Source organism: Halosubterraneus shenae (assembly GCF_050510935.1).
Lineage (GTDB): Archaea > Halobacteriota > Halobacteria > Halobacteriales > Haloferacaceae > JBDGPU01.
Window position 1 is genome coordinate 460,822 of record NZ_JBNLVO010000004.1, and the last position, 20,550, is coordinate 481,371.

Here is a 20,550-nt window from a genome sequence, read left to right on the forward strand (position 1 = left end):
CCCGGCACCGCTCACTAATGTTTTGGTTCGGGCGGTATCTGGCTCCGCAATGACGGCAGGTCCACAGTTCCGGATACAGGTACTCGCGTCCCCGAGACGAGTCCCTGTTCGCCGGAACCGGTCGTTACTACTCCAGGACGCTCGGGTTAACGACGTTGTCGATCTCGTCGCCCGCCAGGACGTCGAACACGCTCTCCGTCGCGGAACGGCGCAGGACGTCGATCGATTCCTCGGAGTAGAACGCGGTGTGTGGCGTCAGCACCGCGTTTTCGCAGTCCTTGAGGGGGGTGTCCTCGGGCGGCTCCTCCGGAAGCACGTCGAGGCCGGCCGCCCCGATCTCACCGCTCCGTAAGGCCGCCGCGAGTGCGTCCGTATCGACAATCCCCCCTCGTGCCGTGTTGACCAGCGTGGCGTTCTCGGACATTCTCGCGAACGCGTCGGCGTCGAAGAGGTCACGCGTCTCCTCGGTAAGCGGCGTGTGGATGGAGACGACGTCCGCCCGGTTCAGCATCTCCTCGAAGGAGACCTTTTCAACCCCGCTCTCGGCGAATTCCGCTTCGGAGACGTAGGGGTCGTAGCCGACGTACTCGAAGCCGAGCGCCCGTGTTTTCTCGACGAGGCTCCGCGGAATCATGCCGAACCCGGCGAGTCCCAGGGTCTGTCCCCGAAGTCGATGCATCGGTTTCCCCTCTTTCCAGTCCCACGTCCCGTTCCGGATCGCTGCGTCGAACGACCGAATACGTCGCTCGCAGGCCATGATCAATGCGAGAGCGTGTTCCGGGACCTCGTCTTTACAGTAGTCCGGGACGTTAGTGACGGCGACGTCGTGTTCGGTCGCGCTCTCGATATCGACGTTGTCAACGCCGATACCCAGTCGAGCGACGACGGAGAGGTCGTCGAGAGCCTCGAAGACCTCGTCGGTAATCGGGGCATAGGTCACGACGAGTCCGTCAGCACCGTCGGCCGCGTCGATGACCTCCGCTGGCGTCTCGGCCTGGGCCTCGACGATTTCGGCGCCGTGCTCGGCGGCGAGCTCCTGTTCGATGGCGAGGTCCGGCAGTTCGTGATCCGTGATGACAACCTTCGTCATTACCAGTAGGCTCTGTCTGACCCACTCGAAAAAGCGTTGGGTTGTGCGCCGGGGAGAGTATCCACACGGGTCGCGGAGCGAACCCGCTGGTTCGGAACGGTATATCCGGCAACGGATCGCTCCGGGAACTCGATGCCGTCCCTGGAACTCGACGCCGTCCCTGGAACTCGACGCTGGCGTTCGGCTCGGGGGCGCCTCCGGGAGCTCCAGCTGCGGAGAGCAAGGTCGACGCGTGGGCGTCTACGGTATCGGCGGCCTCCGGCCGCAGAGAACTACTGCTACGGACACACCCATAGAGATGCCCGCGTACACCATCGCAGAGAAGTGCTGCAGGAGCTATCCACTGTGCGACCGCGGCAGGCCTAACACGGAGCTATCACCTGGCGTGAGTTTCCGATATGTTGTTCCCCCAGTGGTATCCCATGTCGTCGGTATCGACCCGAAACGGAGTTTCCGTCGCGTCGGACACGACAGTAACCGGACACTAACTCTTTAGGGGGTGTGAATGGAAAGAGCTGTTGTGCTTCACAATAGCGGGTCACTACTGACGGTGGACCTGGCCGATCGAGATACCTCGCAGGAGGATATCGATCCGATCAACGAGCGGTACATCGGTGGCCGTGGTGTCGGGACACGATTGGCTCACGAGCGCATCCCGTTCGACGCCGATCCGCTCGGATCCGACAACAGACTCGTGTTCACGACTGGTCCGATGCAGTCGTCGAACATGAGTTTCACTGGACGGATGAACTGTACGGGGGTATCGCCGCTGACCGATGGTCTGTTGTCCTCGAACGCCGGGGGATTCATGTCCCGGAACTTCGCCGATACTGGATACAGCGCTGTCGAGCTGACCGGGGCCAGTGACGAACTGATCGCCGTACACGTCCGAGACGACGGCGTCGAATTCGAGCCGGTTCCACAGCTCGCTGGAGCGACGGTCACCGAGACGACCGACTATCTCACGGCGGACCGGGACGTCGGCGTCGACCAGACTGCGGTGATCGGGCCGGCTGGTGAAAACCAGGTTCGGTTCGCCTCCATAATGACCTCCGAGGAACGGGCCTTCGGCCGAGGCGGGTTAGGCGCGGTCCTCGGCGCGAAGAACGTCAAGGCGATAACGTTCGGCGGCGACTCACCGCCGGACGTCGATATTCCGGCGGCACAGATGGAGATCCATCAGGAGGCCGCGACGGACGACCACATTATGAAACGACAGGGAACCGTCGCGGTGATGGATCTCGCCAATGAGGTGAACGGGCTCCCTTCGTACTACTTCTCCGAGCAGTCCTTCGACGGCGCGGACGGGATCAACGGCGACGCCGTGGAGGAGAAAAAGTACAAGAAGGGGACCTGCTCGGCCTGTGCGTTCGCCTGCAAGCTCCCGACCAGAGACGAGGTGTCGGGCGTCGAGACGGAGGGCCCGGAGTTCGAGGTTGCGATGGCGTTCGGTTCGAACTCCGGTATCGACGACATCGTCGACGTGATGCAGTCGAACGAACTCTGTGACCAATACGGTCTGGACGCCATCTCGGCCGGGAATACGGTGGCGGCGTATCTCGCCGCGGAAGAGGAGTTCGGCAATCAGGAACTCATCGAGGAGACCGTCGAGAAGATCGCCCATCGGGAGGGGATCGGCGACGTGCTCGCCGAGGGCATCGACCGCGTCCACGACGAACTCGGGGTCGAGAATTGGACGGTCAAGGGGATGGACTTCGCCGCTCACGAAGGTCGTGTACTTCACGGACAGGGGCTCTCGTACGCCGTCGCCAACCGCGGTGCCGACCACATGTACGCGACGTTCTATTCGGTGGAGTATCCCCTGGTCGGCGACGAACAGGCGCTCGATCCGACCGGAACCCGTGGGAAGGCCGAACGACTCCAGCACCGCGAGAACCTGATGGCCCTCAACGACAGCGGGGTCGTCTGCAAGTTCTCCCGTGACTACATGAACCGGGAGCGCTACGAAACGCTGTTCGGCGCGGACTTCGAGGATTTGCTTGCCGTCGGCGCTCGGACCGTTACGCTCGAACGTCACTTCAACAACCAGCGTGGCTTCGACCGCGAGGACGACCGCCTCCCCTACAGCATCCCGGACTTCCAGCAGGCGCTCGACGAGTACTACGATATCCGCGGGTGGCAGGACGGTGTCGTTCCGGATGCGGAACTGCCCGACGAGTACCGACTAGCTGACGGCTGAGGTGGTCACGTTCCACCCGACGCAAAATCGCCCCTCCACAGTACCGGTTAATGGCGAGCTGCCGGGGAGGGCAGATGCACCGGGCGACGTCGACGGCCGCCGGACGAACGAGCCGCGACTGCGTCGGGACAGCCTCCGGCGTCGTCCTCCGCGAACTCGCTGGAACGTAACCGGAAGCGAACTACCCCTCGAGTCCAGGTGGCCAAGGCTTTCGAGTAACGGACCTTTCTCCGACGATGTGATCGAGTCTCCATCCGGTTCAGGGAGGAACTTCGAGTAAACCGAAACGAAGACTAACCCTGTGAATGAGATATTTTACATATAATTCTGTCTGGTACGTTCGTTTCACCGGCAGGGGCCGTAGTTCCGCGACAATAATCCGTAATCCATGTTCCAGCCTTCAACTAGGGGAATAAAGCTGATGTCTAGTTGCTCGGCGCGAGAACAAATACAAGTTGGAAAAATGGTCCTAATAAACCTATTCCCGGATATATGAACGAATATACGACGAGATCGCTCTAAAAACTCTCCGAATATTACTCAAATTGGAGAAGTATCCGATTTATGCTGACCTCGCCTATTCCTATATAAATCCCGATAGTATAGTAATCCTACTCAATTGTAGACCTTTATTCAGCTCCCAAGCACCCACTTTGCAAGCCTCTGGAAGATGAAGAACCCGGGACATCGGTCGCCTCGTCCGGATCCAGGCGTCTGACGAACGACCGAAGCTGGGCGGCGTCCACGTCGGCGACGAGCGATTCCTCGACGGCGTCCGGTAGCTGGAAGAAGACCTCCCGGCGAGCGATACCGGGAGGTCCTCGAACGCCGCGGCCGGCGAGGGCGAGGCCGCGAGTTCCTGCTGGAGATCAGCGAGTACCGTGGCCATGGAACCCCTGTTACGGGAATTCTGCGAAAATCGGGAAAGAGCCGCTGGACGTCGTGGGTCGCCCCGGATCGTTCAGCGTTCGAGCGGTTGCGAACGGACAGCTACGCCGGGCGCAACCGATCGCCATCGATCCGGGTTACGGTCTCCGGAAATTCCCCAAACGGTGGATGCCATTTTATAAGGGGTTGCGAACCAAACCGGTTGAGTATGCGGAATTATACGATTACGGAGATCTGGGACATTCCGATCCGGATCAACACGTCGCTTTTGATCTTCCTCCCGATCCTCGCGTGGCTGATCGGGGGCGGCGAGCAGATCGCACTGTACGCCGGCTTCATCACCGGGTTCACGGGCGTCGGCTTCGACCTTGCCGTCCTCCGCGCGGGCAACATGCCGTGGCTCATCGGCATTACCGCGGCCGTCGGGCTGTTCGTGAGCGTCACGCTGCACGAGCTCGGCCACTCGTGGGTGGCGCTCCGGTACGACATCGAGATCGAGTCGATCACCCTGTGGATCCTCGGCGGCATGGCGGCGCTAACGTCGATCCCGAAGGAGTGGAACCGCGAGTTCCGGATCGCCATCGCCGGGCCGATCACGAGCGTCCTCGTGGGCGCCGTCTGCTACGCGGCCGTGCTCGTCTCGCCGGAATCCCTGCAGGCCACCCGGTTCGTGCTCGGCTACCTCGCCATCACGAACGTCGTGCTCGCCGGGTTCAACCTGCTTCCCGCGTTCCCGATGGACGGCGGTCGGATCCTGCGCGCGCTCCTCGCCCGGAATCGGCCGTACGGGAAGGCGACCCAGATCGCAGTGCGCGTGGGCGTCGGCTTCGCGTTCCTCTTCGCCATCGTCGGCGTCCTGAACTTCCATATCATCCTGATCCTGCTCGCCGTGTTCATCTACGGCGCCGCGACGACGGAGTCGCGGACGGTCCTCCTCGACGAGCTGCTGGAGGGCATCACCGTCGACGACATCATGACGCGCGAGCCGGCGACCGTCCCCGCGACGACGACGGTCGAGGCGTTCGGCGACCGACTGCTCCGAGACCGCCAGTCCGTCCACCTCGTCACAGACGAGTCCGGCGCCGTCGTCGGCGTCGTCGCGCTCGAGGACCTCAAGAAGGTCGAGGAGGGTGCCAGAGCGACGACCGAGATCGGTGAGGTCATGCGCGAGGTCGGTCGCGTGGCCCCCGAAGACGACGCCTTCGACACGCTCGCCGTGATGAACCAGTCCGGCAGCTCGACGGTGATCGTCGAAGCCGACGGCGAGGTCGTCGGCGTGCTCACCCAGTCGGACTACGCCCACGCCATGACGATCCGGCGGGGCTTCCAGGGCGCCGCGACCGGCGCGTTCTAACCGTTAGTCTTCGGAGGACTGCTCGCAGTCAAGTTCACAGGTCGATCCGTTCGAGGTCCTGCTCGAGCGCCGCGACGTGGTCGTTGTACGCCCGCACGAATCCGCGGAACCGGGGCAGGTATTCACGGATGTCGGCGGCCGATGGCGGCCCGTACTGCGACAGTAGATAGAGGCCGTTGGACCCGCCAGCTCGCAGGTACGTCGCGCTGTCGCGTTCCCACTTCAGCTCCCAGCGGATGCCGTCGACGCGCGTCGTGAACGTGCCGTACTCGTCCCCCTCGTACCGATGGAGTTCGCCGGCGATCACGGTGCAGATCTCCTCGACGCGGTCGAGGACCCGGTCGCGTTCGGCGACCACGGTCTCGGTCGTTTCCACGGTCGGAAAATTGGTAGCGACGTCGTCGAGAGCCCCTTCGAGCGACCGGACGTGCTCGTTGTACGCCGCGACGAAGTCGTCGTAGTCGTCGAGCGCGGTCGCCAGCGCCGCCGGTTCCGGTGGCCGCTTCGTCGAGACGACGTAGGTCGCGGACCCGGACGCCGGTGAAAAGCGGAGATACTCGAGGGCGCCCGCCTCGTACTTGACCGTCCACTCGCCGCCCGGCGTGTCGAACGTTTGCTGGCCGTAGTCGCCGCCGTACAGCGTCGCTAGCTGGTAGGCAATCTGCCCCGCGTGGTCGCGTACCTCCTCGAGGACCTCGTCGCGCTCGGCCGCAACGGCGTCGACGTCAGTGACGTCGAGCGCCGACAGATCGGTCATGGGCGACCCAGGACCCGAGAGCGGTTAATCTGCGCGTTCCGCATCCCGGACGGACCGGTGACCTCGAGTGGTCTCCGGAAACGGCCCCGGGTGACGTCGACTATCGTTTGGAGTCAGTCGCGGCGTCACTCCTCGACGTAGGGGTCCTCGATGTCGACGTCGCCACCGATCCAGGCGCTCAGGCGGCGCGTGACGACGTCGAAGACGACGACGAGCGGGTACAGCGAGCGCTCGACGAGCGATATCGGGCCGGCGACGGTCGGTGCCCACTCTCTGGCGTGGCCGAGCCCGTAGGACTTCGGCACGATCTCGCCGAACACGAGGACGATGAAACTGGCGAGCACCGTCGCCACCGTGACGGCGCCGCCGGCGGGCAGGAACTTGATGACGATCACGGTCGTGAGGCTGGCGATGGCCATGTTGACGACGTTGTTGCCGACGAGGATCGTTACGAGCAGTCGATGGGGGTCGCTTCGGAGCTCCTGTAAGACCGCGATCCGGGCGTCGCCGAGGGATTCCTGTTCGGTGATCCACTCGTCCGACAGTGTGAAGATCGCCGTTTCACTGCTCGAGAAGAACGCGCTCAGTGCCACGAGGCCGGCGATCGCCGCGCTGCCGGCTAGCGTGAACGTGTCGAGTGCCATACGGAGCCACCGTCGCCACGACTGAAAAAGGGTCACGCTGTCGGTGGCCGGACTGGCCAGCCCGACAGCGGTGCCGACACGGCCCGGTCGGCGGACGAGAGGCGAATAGTGGGTTATAAACTGCCGACGCGGCCACGTCCACGTATTCGTGGCTCACGAACGTGTCCCGACTCGTCGCCGCGGCTGGGCAGCCGGTCCGCCGTCGGACGGCGCGGTCACGGTATCGGACGGCGCGGACACGGTGTCGGACGGCCCCGTCTCGCTGCTGGAGGCGACGCCGTGATCCCGGCGATCCGCCGGCTGGTCCCGGGACTCGCCCTCCTCGGAGCCGTCGCCGGCGGGGCCGCGGTCGTCGGGACCGCGCTGCCGGTCGTGACCCCGCTGCTGCTCGCCATCGGGCTCGGAGCCGTGGTCGCCAACACCGTCGGCGTCCCGCGTCGCTTCCGCCCCGGCGTCGCGACGCACTCGCGACTACTCGAGGTCGCCATCGTGTTGCTCGGCGCCCGCCTCTCGCTGGACGCTATCGTCGCCGCGGGCCCGCGACTGGCCGCGCTGGTGCTCGGCATCGTCGGGTTCGGGCTGGTCGTCGTCACTGCGCTCGCCAGGATCGCGGACCTGAACGACCGACTGGGCACGCTGCTGGCTGCCGGGTCGTCCATCTGTGGCATCTCCGCGGTCGCGGCAGTCGCCCCGATCTGCGAGGCCGAGGACTCGGAGGTCGCCCACGCTGCGGCGACGATCCTGTTGTTCGACGCGGTGACCCTCCTCGTCTTCCCGGCCGTCGGCCGGGTGCTGGGGCTCGACTCGACGGTCTACGGCGTCTGGATCGGGCTCTCGATGTTCTCGACCGGACCAGTCGCAGCTGCCGGGTTCGCGCACTCGGCAGTCGCCGGCGAGTGGGCCACCGTGACGAAACTGGCCCGGAATGCCCTGATCGGCCTCGTCGCCGTGGGGTACTCGGTCCGGTACGTCGGAGGCGTGGGCAACGCACACCAGCGCGTGCCGCGGGCTCGCCGGATCTGGACGGAGTTCCCGACGTTCCTCCTGGGGTTCCTACTACTCGCAGTGATAACGACGCTCGGCGTGGTGCCCGCAGCGGTCGTCGACGCCCTCGTCGCCACCTCGGACGTGCTGTTCCTGCTCGCGTTCGCCGGCCTCGGGTTCGACATCTCGCTGGCGGCGATGCGGAAAACCGGGGTCGTGCCCATCGCGGTGGTCGGTACCTACCTCGTCGTCGCGAGCGGCCTGGCGTACGTCCTCGTTGCTCTCGCGTTTTAAAAGAGGGGCCCGCGTTCCGGAAGGAGGCCACGCCACGTTGCGAGTGCCGCTGGAAAGCGCGTGGCCGGTCAGTCGTCCGACGACGCTGCTGTGTCGTCGAAGCCACGTGGCTCGTCCAGGCCGTCGGCGCCGTCGCCGCCGGTGGCGCCCGGCGGACGTAGGTCGTCGAGGGCGACGGGGTCAGCCTCCCCGTCCAGCCCCTCGATACGGACGCTGGCGACCTTGTACTCCGGGATCCCCGAGGTCGGGTCGAACGCCTCCTGGGTCAGCTCGTTGACCGCGCCGGCGGCGAAGTGCATCGGGATGAAGACGGTGCCGACGCCGACCCGGTCGGTCACCTCCGCCCTGACGGCGATCTCGCCGCGGCGCGACGAGACGCGGACGTAGTCGCCGTCGGCGACGTCGAGGGCGTCGGCGGTTTCGGGATGGATCTCGACGAACGACTCGCCGACGTGGTGCATCAGCCCCTCGACGCGGCGGGTGAGCTGCCCGGTGTGCCAGTGGTAGAGGACGCGCCCGGACGTGAGCGTGAGCGGGTACTCCTCGTCGGGCAGCTCGTTCGGCTTGCCCATGTCGGCCGGGACGAAGCGGGCGAGCCCGTCGTCGAAGTTGAACTCGCCGTCCTCGTAGTCGTAGAGGTACGGCGTCCCGGGGTGGTCCTCGTCGGGTACCGGCCACTGGAGCCCGTGCTGCTCGCCGCCCTCGAGACGGTCGTAGGAGACGCCGCCGTAGATGGGCGCGACGTCGGCGATCTCGTCCATCACCTCGCGCGGGGCGTCGTAGTCCCAGTCGGCGCCCAGCCGCCGCGCGAGCGACTGCGTGATCGCCCAGTCCTGTCTGGCCTGGCCGGGCGCGTCGGCGGCGCCGCGAACGCGCTGGATCCGGCGCTCCGTGTTGGTGAACGTCCCGTCCTTCTCGGGCGAGGTGGCCGCGGGGAGGATCACGTCGGCGTGCTCGGCGGTCTCCGTCTCGTAGATGTCCTGCACGACGAGGAAGTCGAGCGCCTCGAGGGCCTCCTCGGCGTGGGAGACGTCGGGCTCGGAGAGCGCCGGGTTCTCGCCGACGACGTACATCCCGCGAAGGTTTCCGGCGAGGGCCTCGTCCATCATCTCGGGCACCTTGAGACCGGGCCCCTCGGGCGGGCGCTCGCCCCAGGCGTCCGCGAACTTCTCGAGCACGTCCTCGTCCTCGACGGACTGGTAGCCCGGGAGGCTCCCCGGCAGGGTTCCCATGTCGCCGCCGGCGCCCTGGACGTTGTTCTGGCCACGGAATGGTGAAAGGCCCGCGCCTGGCTTGCCGAGCTGCCCGAGGACCAGGGCGAGGTTCGCCAGCGCGAGGCAGTTCTGCGTGCCGTGGCTGGACTGGGTCATCCCCATCGCCCAGCCGATGATGAGCGAGTCGGCGGTACACACCGTCTCGGCAGCCTCGACGAATTCGTCCTCGGGGATGCCGGCGAGCTCCTCGACGCGCTCCGGCGTGAACGGCTCGACCTTCTCGCGGAGCGCCGCGAAGTTCTTCGTGTTGCGCTCGATGAACGCCTCGTCGTGGTGGTCGTGCTCGATGGCGTAGCGGATCAGGCCGTTGATCCACGCCACGTCGAAGCCGGCCTTCGTCCGGCAGAAGTGGTCGGCGTGCTCGGCGATGCCGACCTTGCGCGGGTCGAAGACGGCGAGGTCGGCGCCGTCGCGGACGTTCCGCTTGATACGTGTCGCCAGCACCGGATGCGACTCGGTTGTGTTCGAGCCCGTGATGAGGTAGGCGTCCGCCTCGCCAACGTCCTCGTTGATGCGGTTCGTCATCGCCCCGTAGCCGACGGTCTGCTGGAGCGCGGCGACCGTCGAGGAGTGACAGAGCCGCGCGCAGTTGTCGACGTTCCGCGTCCCGAGCACCTGGCGGGCGAACTTCTGGACCAGGTACGCCTCCTCGTTGGAGCCCTTCGAGGAGGCCAGGGCGGCCACGGCGTCGGGGCCGGACTCGGCCTGGATCTCCCGGAGGCCCTCGGCGACGCGGTCGAGCGCCTCGTCCCAGGAGACCTCGTGGAGGTCGCCGTCGTCGTTCCGGACGAGCGGCGCGGTGATCCGCTCGTCGGAGTTGGCGAACTCGTGGCCGAACTTCCCCTTCACGCAGGTCGAGAAGTCGTTGGCCGGCGCGTCGCTCGGGTCGTCGAGCGCCTCGACGCCCCGGTACTCGCCGTCCTTCGCGGTCATCTCGAAGCGGCAGCCGACCGCACAGAAGCCGCAGGTCGTCTCCTCGGTGTCGACGCTCGCGAGCCGGGCGTCGCTGACGCGGTCCGCGACGTCGAACAGGCGACCCTCCGAGAGCGTCTTTGCCGCCAGCGACTCGGCCGCGTGCTCGCCGGCGAGGAACGCCTCCTTCCCGTATGACTCGAGCGTCTCCGTCGCCGACCGCTTCGCCTTCGCCATGAAGCGGGCGACGCCGGACTTCGACTCGGGGTCGGCGAGGTCGTCGGCGTCGACGACGTGGTCGGCGTCGCCACCACGTGCCTCGGCGACGTGGTCCGGCCGGCCGTCGCCCGCCTCGACGCCGCGGTTCGGCGCGGGCGTGTCGTCGAGCGTCTCGACAGGTTCGTGCTCGACGGCCTCCCCGATGGAGTTGCGATGGTTGAAGCCCGGGATCGGAAGCGTCGCCATGCCAGCCATTCCCTTCTCCGTAATCGAGCCAGTCGGGCAGACCGTCGCGCAGTGGCCACAGGAGACGCACTCGGAGTCGGCCATCGTGTCGGCGTCCGACTGGAAGCCGATCCGGGTGTCCTGCCCGCTGCCCTCGATCCGGAGGACGCCCTCGGCCTGTACGTCGTTGCAGGCCTCGACGCAGCGGTTGCAGGTGATACACTTGTTCCGGTCGATCTGCATGAACGGCGAGGTGTCGTCGAGCGGCTCGTACGCGTCGCGGTCGTCGAAGACGCCGTAGCGAGGCTCCTCGACGTCGGTCTCGATGGCGGCGTCCTGCAGCTCGCAGCGCCCGTTCTGGTTGCAGGTCGTACACCGGAGGTTGTGATTCGAGAGCACGAGGTCGAGATTGACCTCGCGAGCCTCCGCGGCGTCGGGCGCGTCCGTCCGCACGGAGAGCCCGTCCTCGACGGGATGGGAACACGCCGGTACGAGGCCCTCGGCGTCGGTCTCGACCATGCAGGTCCGGCACTCGCTTCGCGGGCCGATCTCGTCGCCGCACTCGGAGTCCCGGTCGTAGTGACAGAGCGCGGGCACGTCCTCGGCGGCGCCAGTGGCCTCCAGCGCCTCGATGACCGTCGCGTCCGACGGGACGGTGATCTCGTCGCCGTCGACGGTGAGAGTCGCCGGCGATGGGCTTCCGTCTCCGACAGCCGGGTCGTTCGCGGTGCCGTCGTTGAAGTCCTCGGTCAACGGCGTCTCGTGGGTCGGGTTCTCGGTGTCCGGCACGCTCGGGAGCGAGCGATCCGGGGTAGATTCGTCTGTGCTCATGGGTTAGATCTTACAGGTACCGCTGGGACAGCGACCGTTCGCGTGGGCGCGGAACTCCGGTTCGAAGGCCGCGAGCGCGGTCCGGACCGGGCGGCCCGCCGTGACGCCGAACGTGCACGTCGACGACCGGGCCATCACGCGGGCGAGCTCGCGAAGGCCCTCCGCATCGTACTCGCCGTCGTAGACGGCCCGGAGCTTCTCGACGAGCTGGGTCGTCCCCTCGCGGCACGGGACGCAGCGGCCGCAGTTGGATTCGCTCGCGAACCGACTCCGCTCGCCGACCTCGGCGACGACGCAGCGCGAGTCACCGAGCAGCTCGACGACGCCGTTCGTCCCGAGACCGGCGCTGTCGAGCGAAGGGGCACTCGCCGGCACGTCCAGGTCGGGCGCGAACCCACCGAACTGCCCGCCCACGACGGCCGTCTTGAACTCGTCGCCGGTGACGGCGTCCGTGACCGTCGCCAGCGAGCTCCCGGTCGGCAGTTCGACGGTCGCCGGAGCGTCCACGTCGCCGGCGACGGTGACGAGGCGAGTTCCCGGGTCGGCGTCGGCCGGTTCGAACGGGGCCGCCGAACCGACCGCGTCCGGGGCTTCGAGCGCCCGGTACACCTGCGCCAGCGTTCGCGGCGTGTGGACAACCGTCGGACGGCCGTAGAGCCCGTGTTCGGCGGGCCCTGGCGGGCGGATGCGCGCCTCGATGCGGTCGGCGCCCTCCAGCGCCTCCAGCGCCATCGTCTCCTCGCCCGCGGTGAACGTGTCCGGGCCAGCGACGACCTGTGGGACGACCGCGAACTCGTCGCGAGCAGCGTCGATAGCCCGGGTGAGACGGTCGTGGAGGCCCTCGGCGGACTCGTTGCAGTAGACGATCACGTCGCTCGCGTCGACGAACTCGGCGACGGCGACGGCCGCGTCGAGGACGGGGTACGGCGCGCCGCCGAGGAGGGTGTCCGCGGCTCGCGAGCGCTCGTCGGCCTCGTTCGCGTTGACGACGACGACCGGCTCGCCATCCGCGTCCCGGGCCGTCGTCCACTCGTCGAACACCGGGGCGTCAGTGGCGGCGTCGCCGCGACCGCGCCCGAGCAGTCCCATTGACTCGACGGATTCGAGCTGAGCATCGGAGAGGAATGCGTGGTCCGCCGGCTCCGCCGGGTCGACCCAGCCGCACGGTCCCAGCGCGAGCCGGTCGCCGACCGAGAGCGGGCCCGATTCGGGCACCGGGAGTCGGTCCGGTTCCGGGTCGTGGTCGACGACGGCGTCGGCCTCGTCGGTCGGAAGCGTGCCGGTCGCGACGTCGTCGACGAACCGCGTGACAGCGTCGGCCGTTGGCGTGTAATGGAAGGTCGTCGTCCCCTCCTGCGTGCAGAGGACGAGCGGTTCGATGGCGTCGATCCCGGTGGGTCCCGTCTCGATGACGGGAACGTCGCTGGTCGCGGCCCGGGCTGCCTCCACGAGTCCCATGGCCTCGGCTTCTGCGGCGGCGTCGGCGGCAGCGGCGGCGGTCGGACTACCAGCCACGCGGACGGTGCCGGCGGACCCCCTGTCCCGATTCATGTCCGAAACAGGTGGGTGGAGATACAAGAAGACAGCGCTCGATACGTCCTGCCCGGGGGAGATCCCTGCCCGAGGGAAGCCGGGGACCACTCGCGGACCCCTACACCTTTCTCGCCGTGGTCGGATGTCGAGGTATGCACTGGCAACGACTGGCCGGGCTCGTCCTCAGCGGTGTCGGCGTCGGAGGGTACGTGATCGGGGTGTACGTCCCGTACACGGGTCGCGCATTTTCGATCACGGTGCTCATGGTCGGCGTCGCGCTGGCCGCGATCGGTAGCCCCGATACCACGGAAGCGACGGAGGCAGCGGAATGACCCTGGACGCCATCGTCTACACGCCGGACGGCGTGGAACGACACCAGAACGTCAACGTCGAGGCCGTTGCCGGCGCGGTCGCCGGGAAACCGTGGCGGCAAGCCGAGGAAGCCGAGACGACCGGGATGCGAGCCCTCAGGGAACGGTTCGACATCCACCCGCTCGCGGTGGAGGACGTGCTGGACGACCAGACGCGGCCGAAGACCGAGGAGTACGATGGCCACACGTTCGTCCTCATGAAAACCACGCAGCTGAGCCAGCGGGAGGAGGTGGAGTTCAAAAAGGAGGTCCGCACGCACTCCGTCGGCTTCTTCATCGGGCAGGACTGGCTGGTCACCCTGTCGCCGACCGAGAACGACGCGATCGACCCCACGGACCCGAAGTGGGAGCGGTACGGCGAGCGGAGCCTCGACCGCGGCACGGACTTCCTCGCCTATCGGCTCATCGACGGCATCGTCGACGACTACTTCGGCGTGCTCGACGAGATCGAGGACGACATCGAAGCGGTCGAGGAGCGGGTCCTGACCAGTCCCGACCCGCACATGCTCGAGGCGCTCAACGAGATCCGGCGCGACCTCCTCGCGTTCCGCAAGGTGGCCTGGCCCGCCCGCGAGGCGATATCGGCGCTCTCCCGCGGTGACATCCCGCAGGTGGCCGACGAGAACGAGAAGTACTTCCGGGACGTGTACGACCACCTCGTCCAGGTCGTCGACCTCATCGAGACGTACCGCGACCTGACCGGTGGGTCGCGGGACATCTACCTGAACGCGGTCTCGCAGTCGACGAACGACGTGATGAAGACGCTCACCGTCGTCGCAACCATCTTCATCCCGCTCACGTTCGTCGTCGGCGTCTACGGGATGAACTTCGCCGACACGCCGTTCGCGATGCCGGAGCTCTACTGGACGTACGGCTACCCCGCGACGATGCTCGGCATGATCGTGCTCGCCGGCATCATGCTCATCCACTTCCGGCGACAGGACTGGATCTGATCGCCCGCGATCGGGGTGGGGCGACAGCTGGCCCCTGGACCGACGCCGACGCGCTCGGCGACGGCCTCGACCCATCCGGCGACCGACGGAGCGCCCAAGAGTCATTAGGGAACCGCCGTATCGGACACCATGGACGGAGCACCAACCCTCGACGTCGAGATCACGGCCCAGGCGCCGCTGGGCGACGTGCTGGTCGTCGGCGTCGCCGACCCCGGCGTCGCCGGACTGTCCGCGACAGACCACCTCGTGTCCGCTCTCGAGACCACGCAGGTCGGCCACGTGTCGACGCGGCACCTCCCCGACCTTACCCCCTTCTCCGAGGGTCGCCCGCGGCATCCGATTCGACTCTACACTGCACCCGCGGCCGACCTGACGATCCTCGTCGGCGAAGTGTTCCTGCCCGTCGGCATCGCGGACCAGTTCGCTGACGCCCTCACGGAGTGGGTCGCCACGACCGGGATCGACGAGATTACCGTAGTCCACGGCGCGCCGTTCCAGCACGCCGAGACGGACCACGTGGTCTCCCACGTCGCGACCGACGAGTACCGGGCGCGGCACTTCGACAGCGACGGGACGGCGGTCGGCGACGACGCCGCGGAAGCCGGCGCGTCGGGTCACGAGGACGCTGAAGCCGGCACGTCGGGCGAGGACGTACCGGGTGAGGACACGCCCGGAGACGACACGCCCGGCGACGACGCCCCCGGCCAGGAGATACCGCCGCTCTCGGGCGGCTTCTTCGACGGCGTCCTGGGGGAGCTGCTGGTCCGGGGGATGGAAGGCGACCTGCCGCCGGTCGGCGTCCTGGTGACCCCGAGTCACCCGCCGGGTCCCGACCTCGACGGCGCGCTCAGGCTCCTGGGGAGCCTCCGGACCGTCTACGGGGTCGACGTCGACGAAACCGACCTCCGACGGCGCGCCGACGAGATGCGACAGTACTACCGCGAGCTCTCCGAGCGAATGCAGTCGCTCCGGGACGGGGAGGAGGGCCGGCGAGGTGAGGAGTACCCGCACGACCGGATGTACATGTGACACCGCCGGTGTTCCGATCCAGCTCTGCGGCGGGAGCTCACGCGTTCCATCCCTCTTAAATAAGGTCGGTTGGGCGGGGCCAGCCGATGGGTTGGGACGGACGACGAACGCGTCCGACAGTAGTCGCGACTCGTTCACGCCCCGTATGAAAGGGTCCGAGTGCCAGCCCCGCCCGCGACGACGGCTCCGATGGCAAAGCTTCGCCCAGGTCTCAGGTACTCGTCCGGATACAGTTACCTTCGAAAATCGGCCCCTAATTTCAGACGACTAACTAAAAGAGAGAATATATAGCACGAATGTTCTAGAGATTTTCATAACTCCGTTTATTTTATCACACCCGAAAATGAGCACTCACGCACATGTCGTTGGATCTAGTAGATCTATCGGGAAACACCTCAGCTTCGCCCAGTAAACGAAATGTAAGAAAGGTATTATGTCTTGTTACCGTCGCGATCGTCGCTCTCTCGGCTTTTGCTGGTCCGGCGACAGCGACCGGTAATGTTGCGGTAGACGTCGAGGACGACGGCGTCGACGCCGAGACGAATCACAACTGGTCGATCACGGTCGGCTCGTCCGTAAGCGAGAACCTCACCCACGTCAAACTGAATTATACCAATAACAACACCTCGGTCGCCGCCGTGACTGCCGACGACGTCGTCGTGACAGTCAACGGTAGTCAGGTCGGAACGATCGACTCCGTCACCGCGGAGAACGGTGGAGAGGTGCTGAACGTCTCCTTTGCCAGCGGCGACCAGCCCGTTCTCACTGGTGACGAAACGGTGGCCGTCAACACGACCGGGAACAATATCACGAACCCGAGTACCGCCGGCACCTACGAAGCGAGCGTCGAACTGTACAACCGGACGGAGTTCGCGTCCGGAACGACGTCCTTCGAGGTCGTCTCCGGCGAGTTCACCGGCACTGTATTCAATGCGAGCGATGGAAGCGTACTCGACGGTGCGACGGTTTACGTGCTCAACGGCTCGGAGTTCGTGACGTCCACCACGACAAACGGAACTGGCGAGTACGCTCTCGAACTCGCTCCCGGAACCTACGACGTTGTGATCGATCGGAAACACTACGAATCCGAGTACTTCCCCGATCTTGAAATCAACGCCAGCGAGACCAAGGAGATTAACGCGTCGCTCGACCCGACAGGGACGCTGAACGGAACCGTCACGAACGCGAGCGACGGGAGCCAGATAAGCGGGGCGAACGTCTCGATCAAGAACAGTACTTCCGGTGCGTTCTACCGGAATACGACCGACAACAACGGTGACTACAACGAGACGGTCGCTGCCGGAACGTACGAGGTCGTCGTCGACGCCGACGGCTACGTGTCGAACACGACCACGAACGTCTCCGTCGGGGTGAACGAAACCGCGACGTTCGACGTCGAGCTTACGCCCGCGGCCACGCTGAACGGAACGGTCGTCAACGAAAGCGACGGGACGCCCATCGAAGGCGTTAGCGTACTGGCTATCGATCCCGACGACGGCTCCATCGTTACGTCGAGCGAAACTGGTTCCGCGGGAGAGTACCAGCTCGACGTCCCCCCTGGGACCTACGACGTCGTTGCGACCGACCCGAAGAGCCGGTACGAGGATAGTTTCGAGGTCGACGTCGACGTGTCCGGCGAGGGCGCGCAGCTCGACCTTGCGATGGCTGAGGCGCCCGAAACCGGCACGATCACCGGTCGCGTCGTCGATGACGACGGCAACGGCGTCGCGAACGCGAGGGTAGAGGCCATCGACAGCACGTACACCTATTTCAATTCGACGACGACCGAGGAGGACGGAACGTTCACCCTGAAGGTGCCTGCGGGAACCTACGAGGTTAGCGCGGACGCCGAAGGGTATGCGGAGGGCATAGACACCAACGTCACCGTCGACGGGAACGCCGACACCACGGCCGCGATCGAACTCGCGGAACCGGCGTACATCAACGGGACCGTGACGAACGCGAGCGGCCCGGTCGAGCGAGCCTTCGTCGTCGCCGAGGGCGACGGACGGATGCTGTACGACGTCACCGACAGCGACGGCAACTACAACGTCACCGTTCCGCCGGGCAATTACTCGGTGACGGTCTTCGAGCAGGGCGCGACGGCGTCGACGGAGTTCGTCGACCTGACTGCCGGCGACCGCTCTCAGGCTGACTTCGAGCTGAAAGCGACGGAAGTGACCCACAGTTCGGTCGAAACGTCGAATTCCGGCGTCGACACCGCGAACCTCTCGATGACCGCGGACGTGCGGGCCGGGATGATGCACGTCCAGCTGCTCAACGAAAGCTCGAGCACACCCCGTGGGTACCCGAACGACCTGGAGGGTCTCGGGGTCGATCGCGACACGGAGTTCGTCATCAACATCACCGTGACGAACTACACCCCGAATTCGCTCCTGTGGGGCGCTCGTGGTGTGGAATGGGAAACGACCCAGAACGAGACCAACCAGAACGCGACCGATATCACGATCCGCACGAAGGCCGTCAATCTCCAGGCGATTACCAACAAGTCGACCCCCGTCGGGCCGCTCATGACGCAGGACCCGAGCGAGGTCCAGTGGCCCTCGGGGGCCGACGACCGGGCGGACCTCGGGTGGAACAGGACGGTCTACTTCGGCCTCTTCGACATGTCCACCGCTCCGAAGGAGGTCCGTGACCGGTTCGACGGCATGACGGTAACGACCAACGCCCAGACGTTCTCGCCGCCTCGGATCGAGAACGGCTCCCTCCGGGTCTGGGTTGCCGGCCCCGGGACGACGGTGAACGGCAACCAGAACGACGGGTTCTACCGGGCCTTCATCCCGGACGCCCAGCTGAACGAGTGGAACATCGACGACCCGGAGACGGAGCTGACGGCCCGATACAAGGGTGAAAAGTCGGATTTCTCCGTGAACGAGACGAGCGAGGGTGCCTGGATCGAGCTCAAGAACCTCTCGTACTCCGCCGGTGTCGTCGAAGTAGTGGCTGACCCGAAGGAGTCGACGACTGATTCCACCGACGACTCCACGACCGACGACAGTACGACCACGTCCGACGACAGCTCGACCGACGACAGTTCGACCGACGACGACTCGGCCGACACCACTGACGAGACAACCGACGACACGACCGAACCGGACCAAAACACCGGTTTCGTCGAAACCGATCCCGCCGAGGCCGCGTACACTCGGATCGAGCAGCGACCCGTCGTGACCACCGACAACCGTTCCGTCGTCGAGTTCACGGCGGAGACCGCCGTCGATACGATCGTCTTCGAGGACGACGTCGGCGGGAACGTGACCGTCAGGGAACGGACGGAGCCTTCGGAGAGCCTGGAGTCACCGGCACTCCTCGCGCTCGAAATCGAGGTTCCCGAGGAGGAGCGCGAGTCCCCGGCGACGATCCAGCTGGCGGTCGATTCGAGCCGGCTCGACGAGGCGAACACGGAACCCGAGGAACTCGTTCTGGCACACCACTCCAATGGGGAGTGGACGACGCTGGAAACGGAGGTCGTCGAAGTGACGGACGAGGAGGTGGTACTGGAGGCCGAAACGCCCGGCTTCTCCGAATTCGCGGTGACCGTCGACGAAACGACGACCGAGGAAACGGCGACCGAGACCGCGAGTGAAACGGCGACCGCGACGTCGACCGAGACGACGACGCAGACGGCGACGGAGACCGGGACTGCAACACAGTCCGAAGGGAGTACCCCAGGGTTCGGTCCTGCACTCACCCTCCTGGCGATAGTGTCCACTGCAATGCTGACACGGCGCCGCTAACCGCTGGAGTCCCCTTTTCAAGTATCAGTTACCGTCTCGCCGCTCTCTTTCCGAACGAAAACACGCGGCGACGTCTCGAACCAGCTACCCGATGGTGAGAAACAGATCCCAAGTCGAATGACGGTAACAGAGGTGGTCCTTCAGAAAAACCAGGGTACTGTATGGGTCGGGGCGGATTCGAACCGCCGGCCTGCTCCGTGTGAAGGAGCCGTCATAACCGAACTAGACCACCGACCCGCTCGCCTCCACGTATCCGACGTTCGGACTTAAGGGTTGCTTTGTCGGGTGCGCCGCACCGGCGCCGAGTTCGAAAAAACGCTGACCGACCGGAGTTAGGCCGAGTCGTTCCCGCCACGGAGGCCGCTAAGCCTGCGTCGCCCGTCGTCGACGGCGGAACGGACCGTCACCCGGGCGCGCTCGCCGGCGGTCCGCAGTCGGGTCTCGACCCGCTCACGTCGGGACACCTCCTCCTTCTCCAGCCCGAGTCGGGTCCGGACGGCGTCCTCGACGGGCGCCAGCTCCGTCTTCACGCCGGCGACGAGCTTGGTTGCCGTGCGACCGAGGTAGTACCGCGCGTCTTTGAAGTGCGGGTTCATATCTGTCCTTTCGCGTGCAACGGATATATCTGTTGTGGTGAAAAGGACAGAATTAGTTTAAAAGGGAGTTACTGGGAACGCCTCAAACACTCGGTACGCTATGCAGTGTGCAGGTGACCCAGACTTGCCTTGGACCAGAACAGCGAGAAAGCCCTCGGCCGCTCTTGCTTATAAACTGGAAGGACGGGTGCAGACGCTGCTACACTTGACAGCACCGCAAACAACGGGAAAGCCCTCGGCCGCTCGCGGTCGCTGTCCTCGAAAATCGGAGATTTTCGGGCTCCGAGAAATCTTCGATTTCTCGCGAAGCGACATATCCGCGCCTCTCCGCCGCGAAAGACGTTCCGGGCTGCCTGCAGTAGCGGGCTGCCGGGCTGCGACTTTCTGGCCTCCGCTCGCTCCGCTCGCGAAGACACCGCCCGGCGCGGATAGGGGTCGGCTCAGCGACTCCGCTTCGCCGCGACCACTGGAAGACGGTCCGGGCTGCCTGCAGTAGCGGGCTGCCGGGCTGCGACTTCCAAGCTCTCGTTCACTTCGTCGCCGGCGCGGCGACGGCGCGCCGGCTGCCCGAGAGACCTCCGGTCTCTCGCTGTTCACGAGACCGCCCATCGCCCTTTCAGTCCGCCAGGAACGCGACC

14 protein-coding genes and 1 tRNA gene are annotated in these 20,550 nt (G+C 65.9%); 8 read left to right on the forward strand and 7 right to left on the reverse strand.

Annotated features, from left to right (window positions below):
* Nucleotides 1-127 precede the first annotated feature (127 nt).
* On the reverse strand, nt 128-1,090 hold the full coding sequence (locus tag ACQE3M_RS11330; protein WP_430505718.1) for a C-terminal binding protein: 963 nt from the start codon (nt 1,088-1,090) through the stop codon (nt 128-130).
* Between the two features lie 520 nt (nt 1,091-1,610).
* Between ACQE3M_RS11330 and ACQE3M_RS11335 the strand changes: the two genes are divergently transcribed.
* Together ACQE3M_RS11335 and ACQE3M_RS11340 are read left to right on the forward strand one after the other, a co-directional pair.
* Nucleotides 1,611-3,290, forward strand: coding sequence for an aldehyde ferredoxin oxidoreductase family protein (locus tag ACQE3M_RS11335; protein ID WP_430505719.1), 1,680 nt, complete (start codon nt 1,611-1,613; stop codon nt 3,288-3,290).
* Between the two features lie 1,096 nt (nt 3,291-4,386).
* A complete protein-coding gene (locus ACQE3M_RS11340) occupies nt 4,387-5,532 on the forward strand; it encodes a site-2 protease family protein (RefSeq protein ID WP_430505720.1) in 1,146 nt (381 codons plus the stop codon).
* 34 nt (nt 5,533-5,566) lie between these two features.
* Here the strand turns inward: ACQE3M_RS11340 and ACQE3M_RS11345 are convergent, their stop codons facing one another.
* Nucleotides 5,567-6,289 (reverse strand): hypothetical protein, encoded by a 723-nt coding sequence (locus ACQE3M_RS11345; protein WP_430505721.1) that lies wholly within the window; start codon nt 6,287-6,289, stop codon nt 5,567-5,569.
* A 125-nt stretch (nt 6,290-6,414) separates the two neighbouring features.
* On the reverse strand, nt 6,415-6,933 hold the full coding sequence (locus tag ACQE3M_RS11350) for a CNNM domain-containing protein (protein WP_430505722.1): 519 nt from the start codon (nt 6,931-6,933) through the stop codon (nt 6,415-6,417).
* A gap of 148 nt (nt 6,934-7,081) precedes the next feature.
* Between ACQE3M_RS11350 and ACQE3M_RS11355 the strand changes: the two genes are divergently transcribed.
* Nucleotides 7,082-7,216: a hypothetical protein gene (locus ACQE3M_RS11355; protein WP_430505723.1), complete on the forward strand. Its 135-nt coding sequence runs from the start codon at nt 7,082-7,084 to the stop codon at nt 7,214-7,216.
* Nucleotides 7,213-8,211 (forward strand): YeiH family protein, encoded by a 999-nt coding sequence (locus ACQE3M_RS11360; protein ID WP_430505724.1) that lies wholly within the window; start codon nt 7,213-7,215, stop codon nt 8,209-8,211. Before ACQE3M_RS11355 ends, ACQE3M_RS11360 begins: the two co-directional genes overlap by 4 nt.
* A 68-nt stretch (nt 8,212-8,279) precedes the next feature.
* On the opposite strand, the gene fdhF is transcribed toward ACQE3M_RS11360, so the two are convergent.
* Nucleotides 8,280-11,672, reverse strand: coding sequence for a formate dehydrogenase subunit alpha (gene fdhF, locus ACQE3M_RS11365; protein WP_430505725.1), 3,393 nt, complete (start codon nt 11,670-11,672; stop codon nt 8,280-8,282).
* Between the two features lie 3 nt (nt 11,673-11,675).
* Nucleotides 11,676-13,223, reverse strand: coding sequence for an NADH-ubiquinone oxidoreductase-F iron-sulfur binding region domain-containing protein (locus tag ACQE3M_RS11370; RefSeq protein WP_430505726.1), 1,548 nt, complete (start codon nt 13,221-13,223; stop codon nt 11,676-11,678).
* Between the two features lie 134 nt (nt 13,224-13,357).
* On the opposite strand from ACQE3M_RS11370, the gene ACQE3M_RS11375 reads away from it, so the two are divergent.
* From ACQE3M_RS11375 to ACQE3M_RS11390, 4 genes are all read left to right on the forward strand, one after another.
* Entirely contained in the window at nt 13,358-13,537 is a 180-nt protein-coding gene (locus ACQE3M_RS11375) for a hypothetical protein (RefSeq protein ID WP_430505727.1), read from the forward strand.
* On the forward strand, nt 13,534-14,529 hold the full coding sequence (gene corA, locus ACQE3M_RS11380; RefSeq protein WP_430505728.1) for a magnesium/cobalt transporter CorA: 996 nt from the start codon (nt 13,534-13,536) through the stop codon (nt 14,527-14,529). The genes ACQE3M_RS11375 and corA overlap by 4 nt, the downstream gene beginning before the upstream one ends.
* A gap of 129 nt (nt 14,530-14,658) precedes the next feature.
* Nucleotides 14,659-15,558 (forward strand): proteasome assembly chaperone family protein, encoded by a 900-nt coding sequence (locus tag ACQE3M_RS11385; RefSeq protein ID WP_430505729.1) that lies wholly within the window; start codon nt 14,659-14,661, stop codon nt 15,556-15,558.
* Nucleotides 15,559-16,196: 638 nt separating this feature from the next.
* Nucleotides 16,197-19,316, forward strand: a complete 3,120-nt coding sequence (locus ACQE3M_RS11390; protein WP_430505731.1) for a carboxypeptidase regulatory-like domain-containing protein — start codon at nt 16,197-16,199, stop codon at nt 19,314-19,316.
* Between the two features lie 162 nt (nt 19,317-19,478).
* On the opposite strand, the gene ACQE3M_RS11395 is transcribed toward ACQE3M_RS11390, so the two are convergent.
* Together ACQE3M_RS11395 and ACQE3M_RS11400 are read right to left on the reverse strand one after the other, a co-directional pair.
* Nucleotides 19,479-19,553 (reverse strand) — tRNA-Val (locus ACQE3M_RS11395).
* 95 nt (nt 19,554-19,648) lie between these two features.
* A complete protein-coding gene (locus tag ACQE3M_RS11400) occupies nt 19,649-19,912 on the reverse strand; it encodes a DUF7553 family protein (protein ID WP_430505732.1) in 264 nt (87 codons plus the stop codon).
* Nucleotides 19,913-20,550: the final 638 nt, after the last annotated feature.

Bases quoted from the DNA above. Each gene is read 5' to 3' on its own strand.
- ACQE3M_RS11330 (WP_430505718.1), bottom strand. From the start codon at position 1,090: ATGACGAAGGTTGTCATCACGGATCACGAACTGCCGGACCTCGCCATC.
- ACQE3M_RS11340 (WP_430505720.1), top strand. From the start codon at position 4,387: ATGCGGAATTATACGATTACGGAGATCTGGGACATTCCGATCCGGATC.
- ACQE3M_RS11345 (WP_430505721.1), bottom strand. From the start codon at position 6,289: ATGACCGATCTGTCGGCGCTCGACGTCACTGACGTCGACGCCGTTGCG.
- ACQE3M_RS11350 (WP_430505722.1), bottom strand. From the start codon at position 6,933: ATGGCACTCGACACGTTCACGCTAGCCGGCAGCGCGGCGATCGCCGGC.
- fdhF (WP_430505725.1), bottom strand. From the start codon at position 11,672: ATGAGCACAGACGAATCTACCCCGGATCGCTCGCTCCCGAGCGTGCCG.
- ACQE3M_RS11370 (WP_430505726.1), bottom strand. From the start codon at position 13,223: ATGAATCGGGACAGGGGGTCCGCCGGCACCGTCCGCGTGGCTGGTAGT.
- ACQE3M_RS11375 (WP_430505727.1), top strand. From the start codon at position 13,358: ATGCACTGGCAACGACTGGCCGGGCTCGTCCTCAGCGGTGTCGGCGTC.
- corA (WP_430505728.1), top strand. From the start codon at position 13,534: ATGACCCTGGACGCCATCGTCTACACGCCGGACGGCGTGGAACGACAC.
- ACQE3M_RS11385 (WP_430505729.1), top strand. From the start codon at position 14,659: ATGGACGGAGCACCAACCCTCGACGTCGAGATCACGGCCCAGGCGCCG.
- ACQE3M_RS11400 (WP_430505732.1), bottom strand. From the start codon at position 19,912: ATGAACCCGCACTTCAAAGACGCGCGGTACTACCTCGGTCGCACGGCA.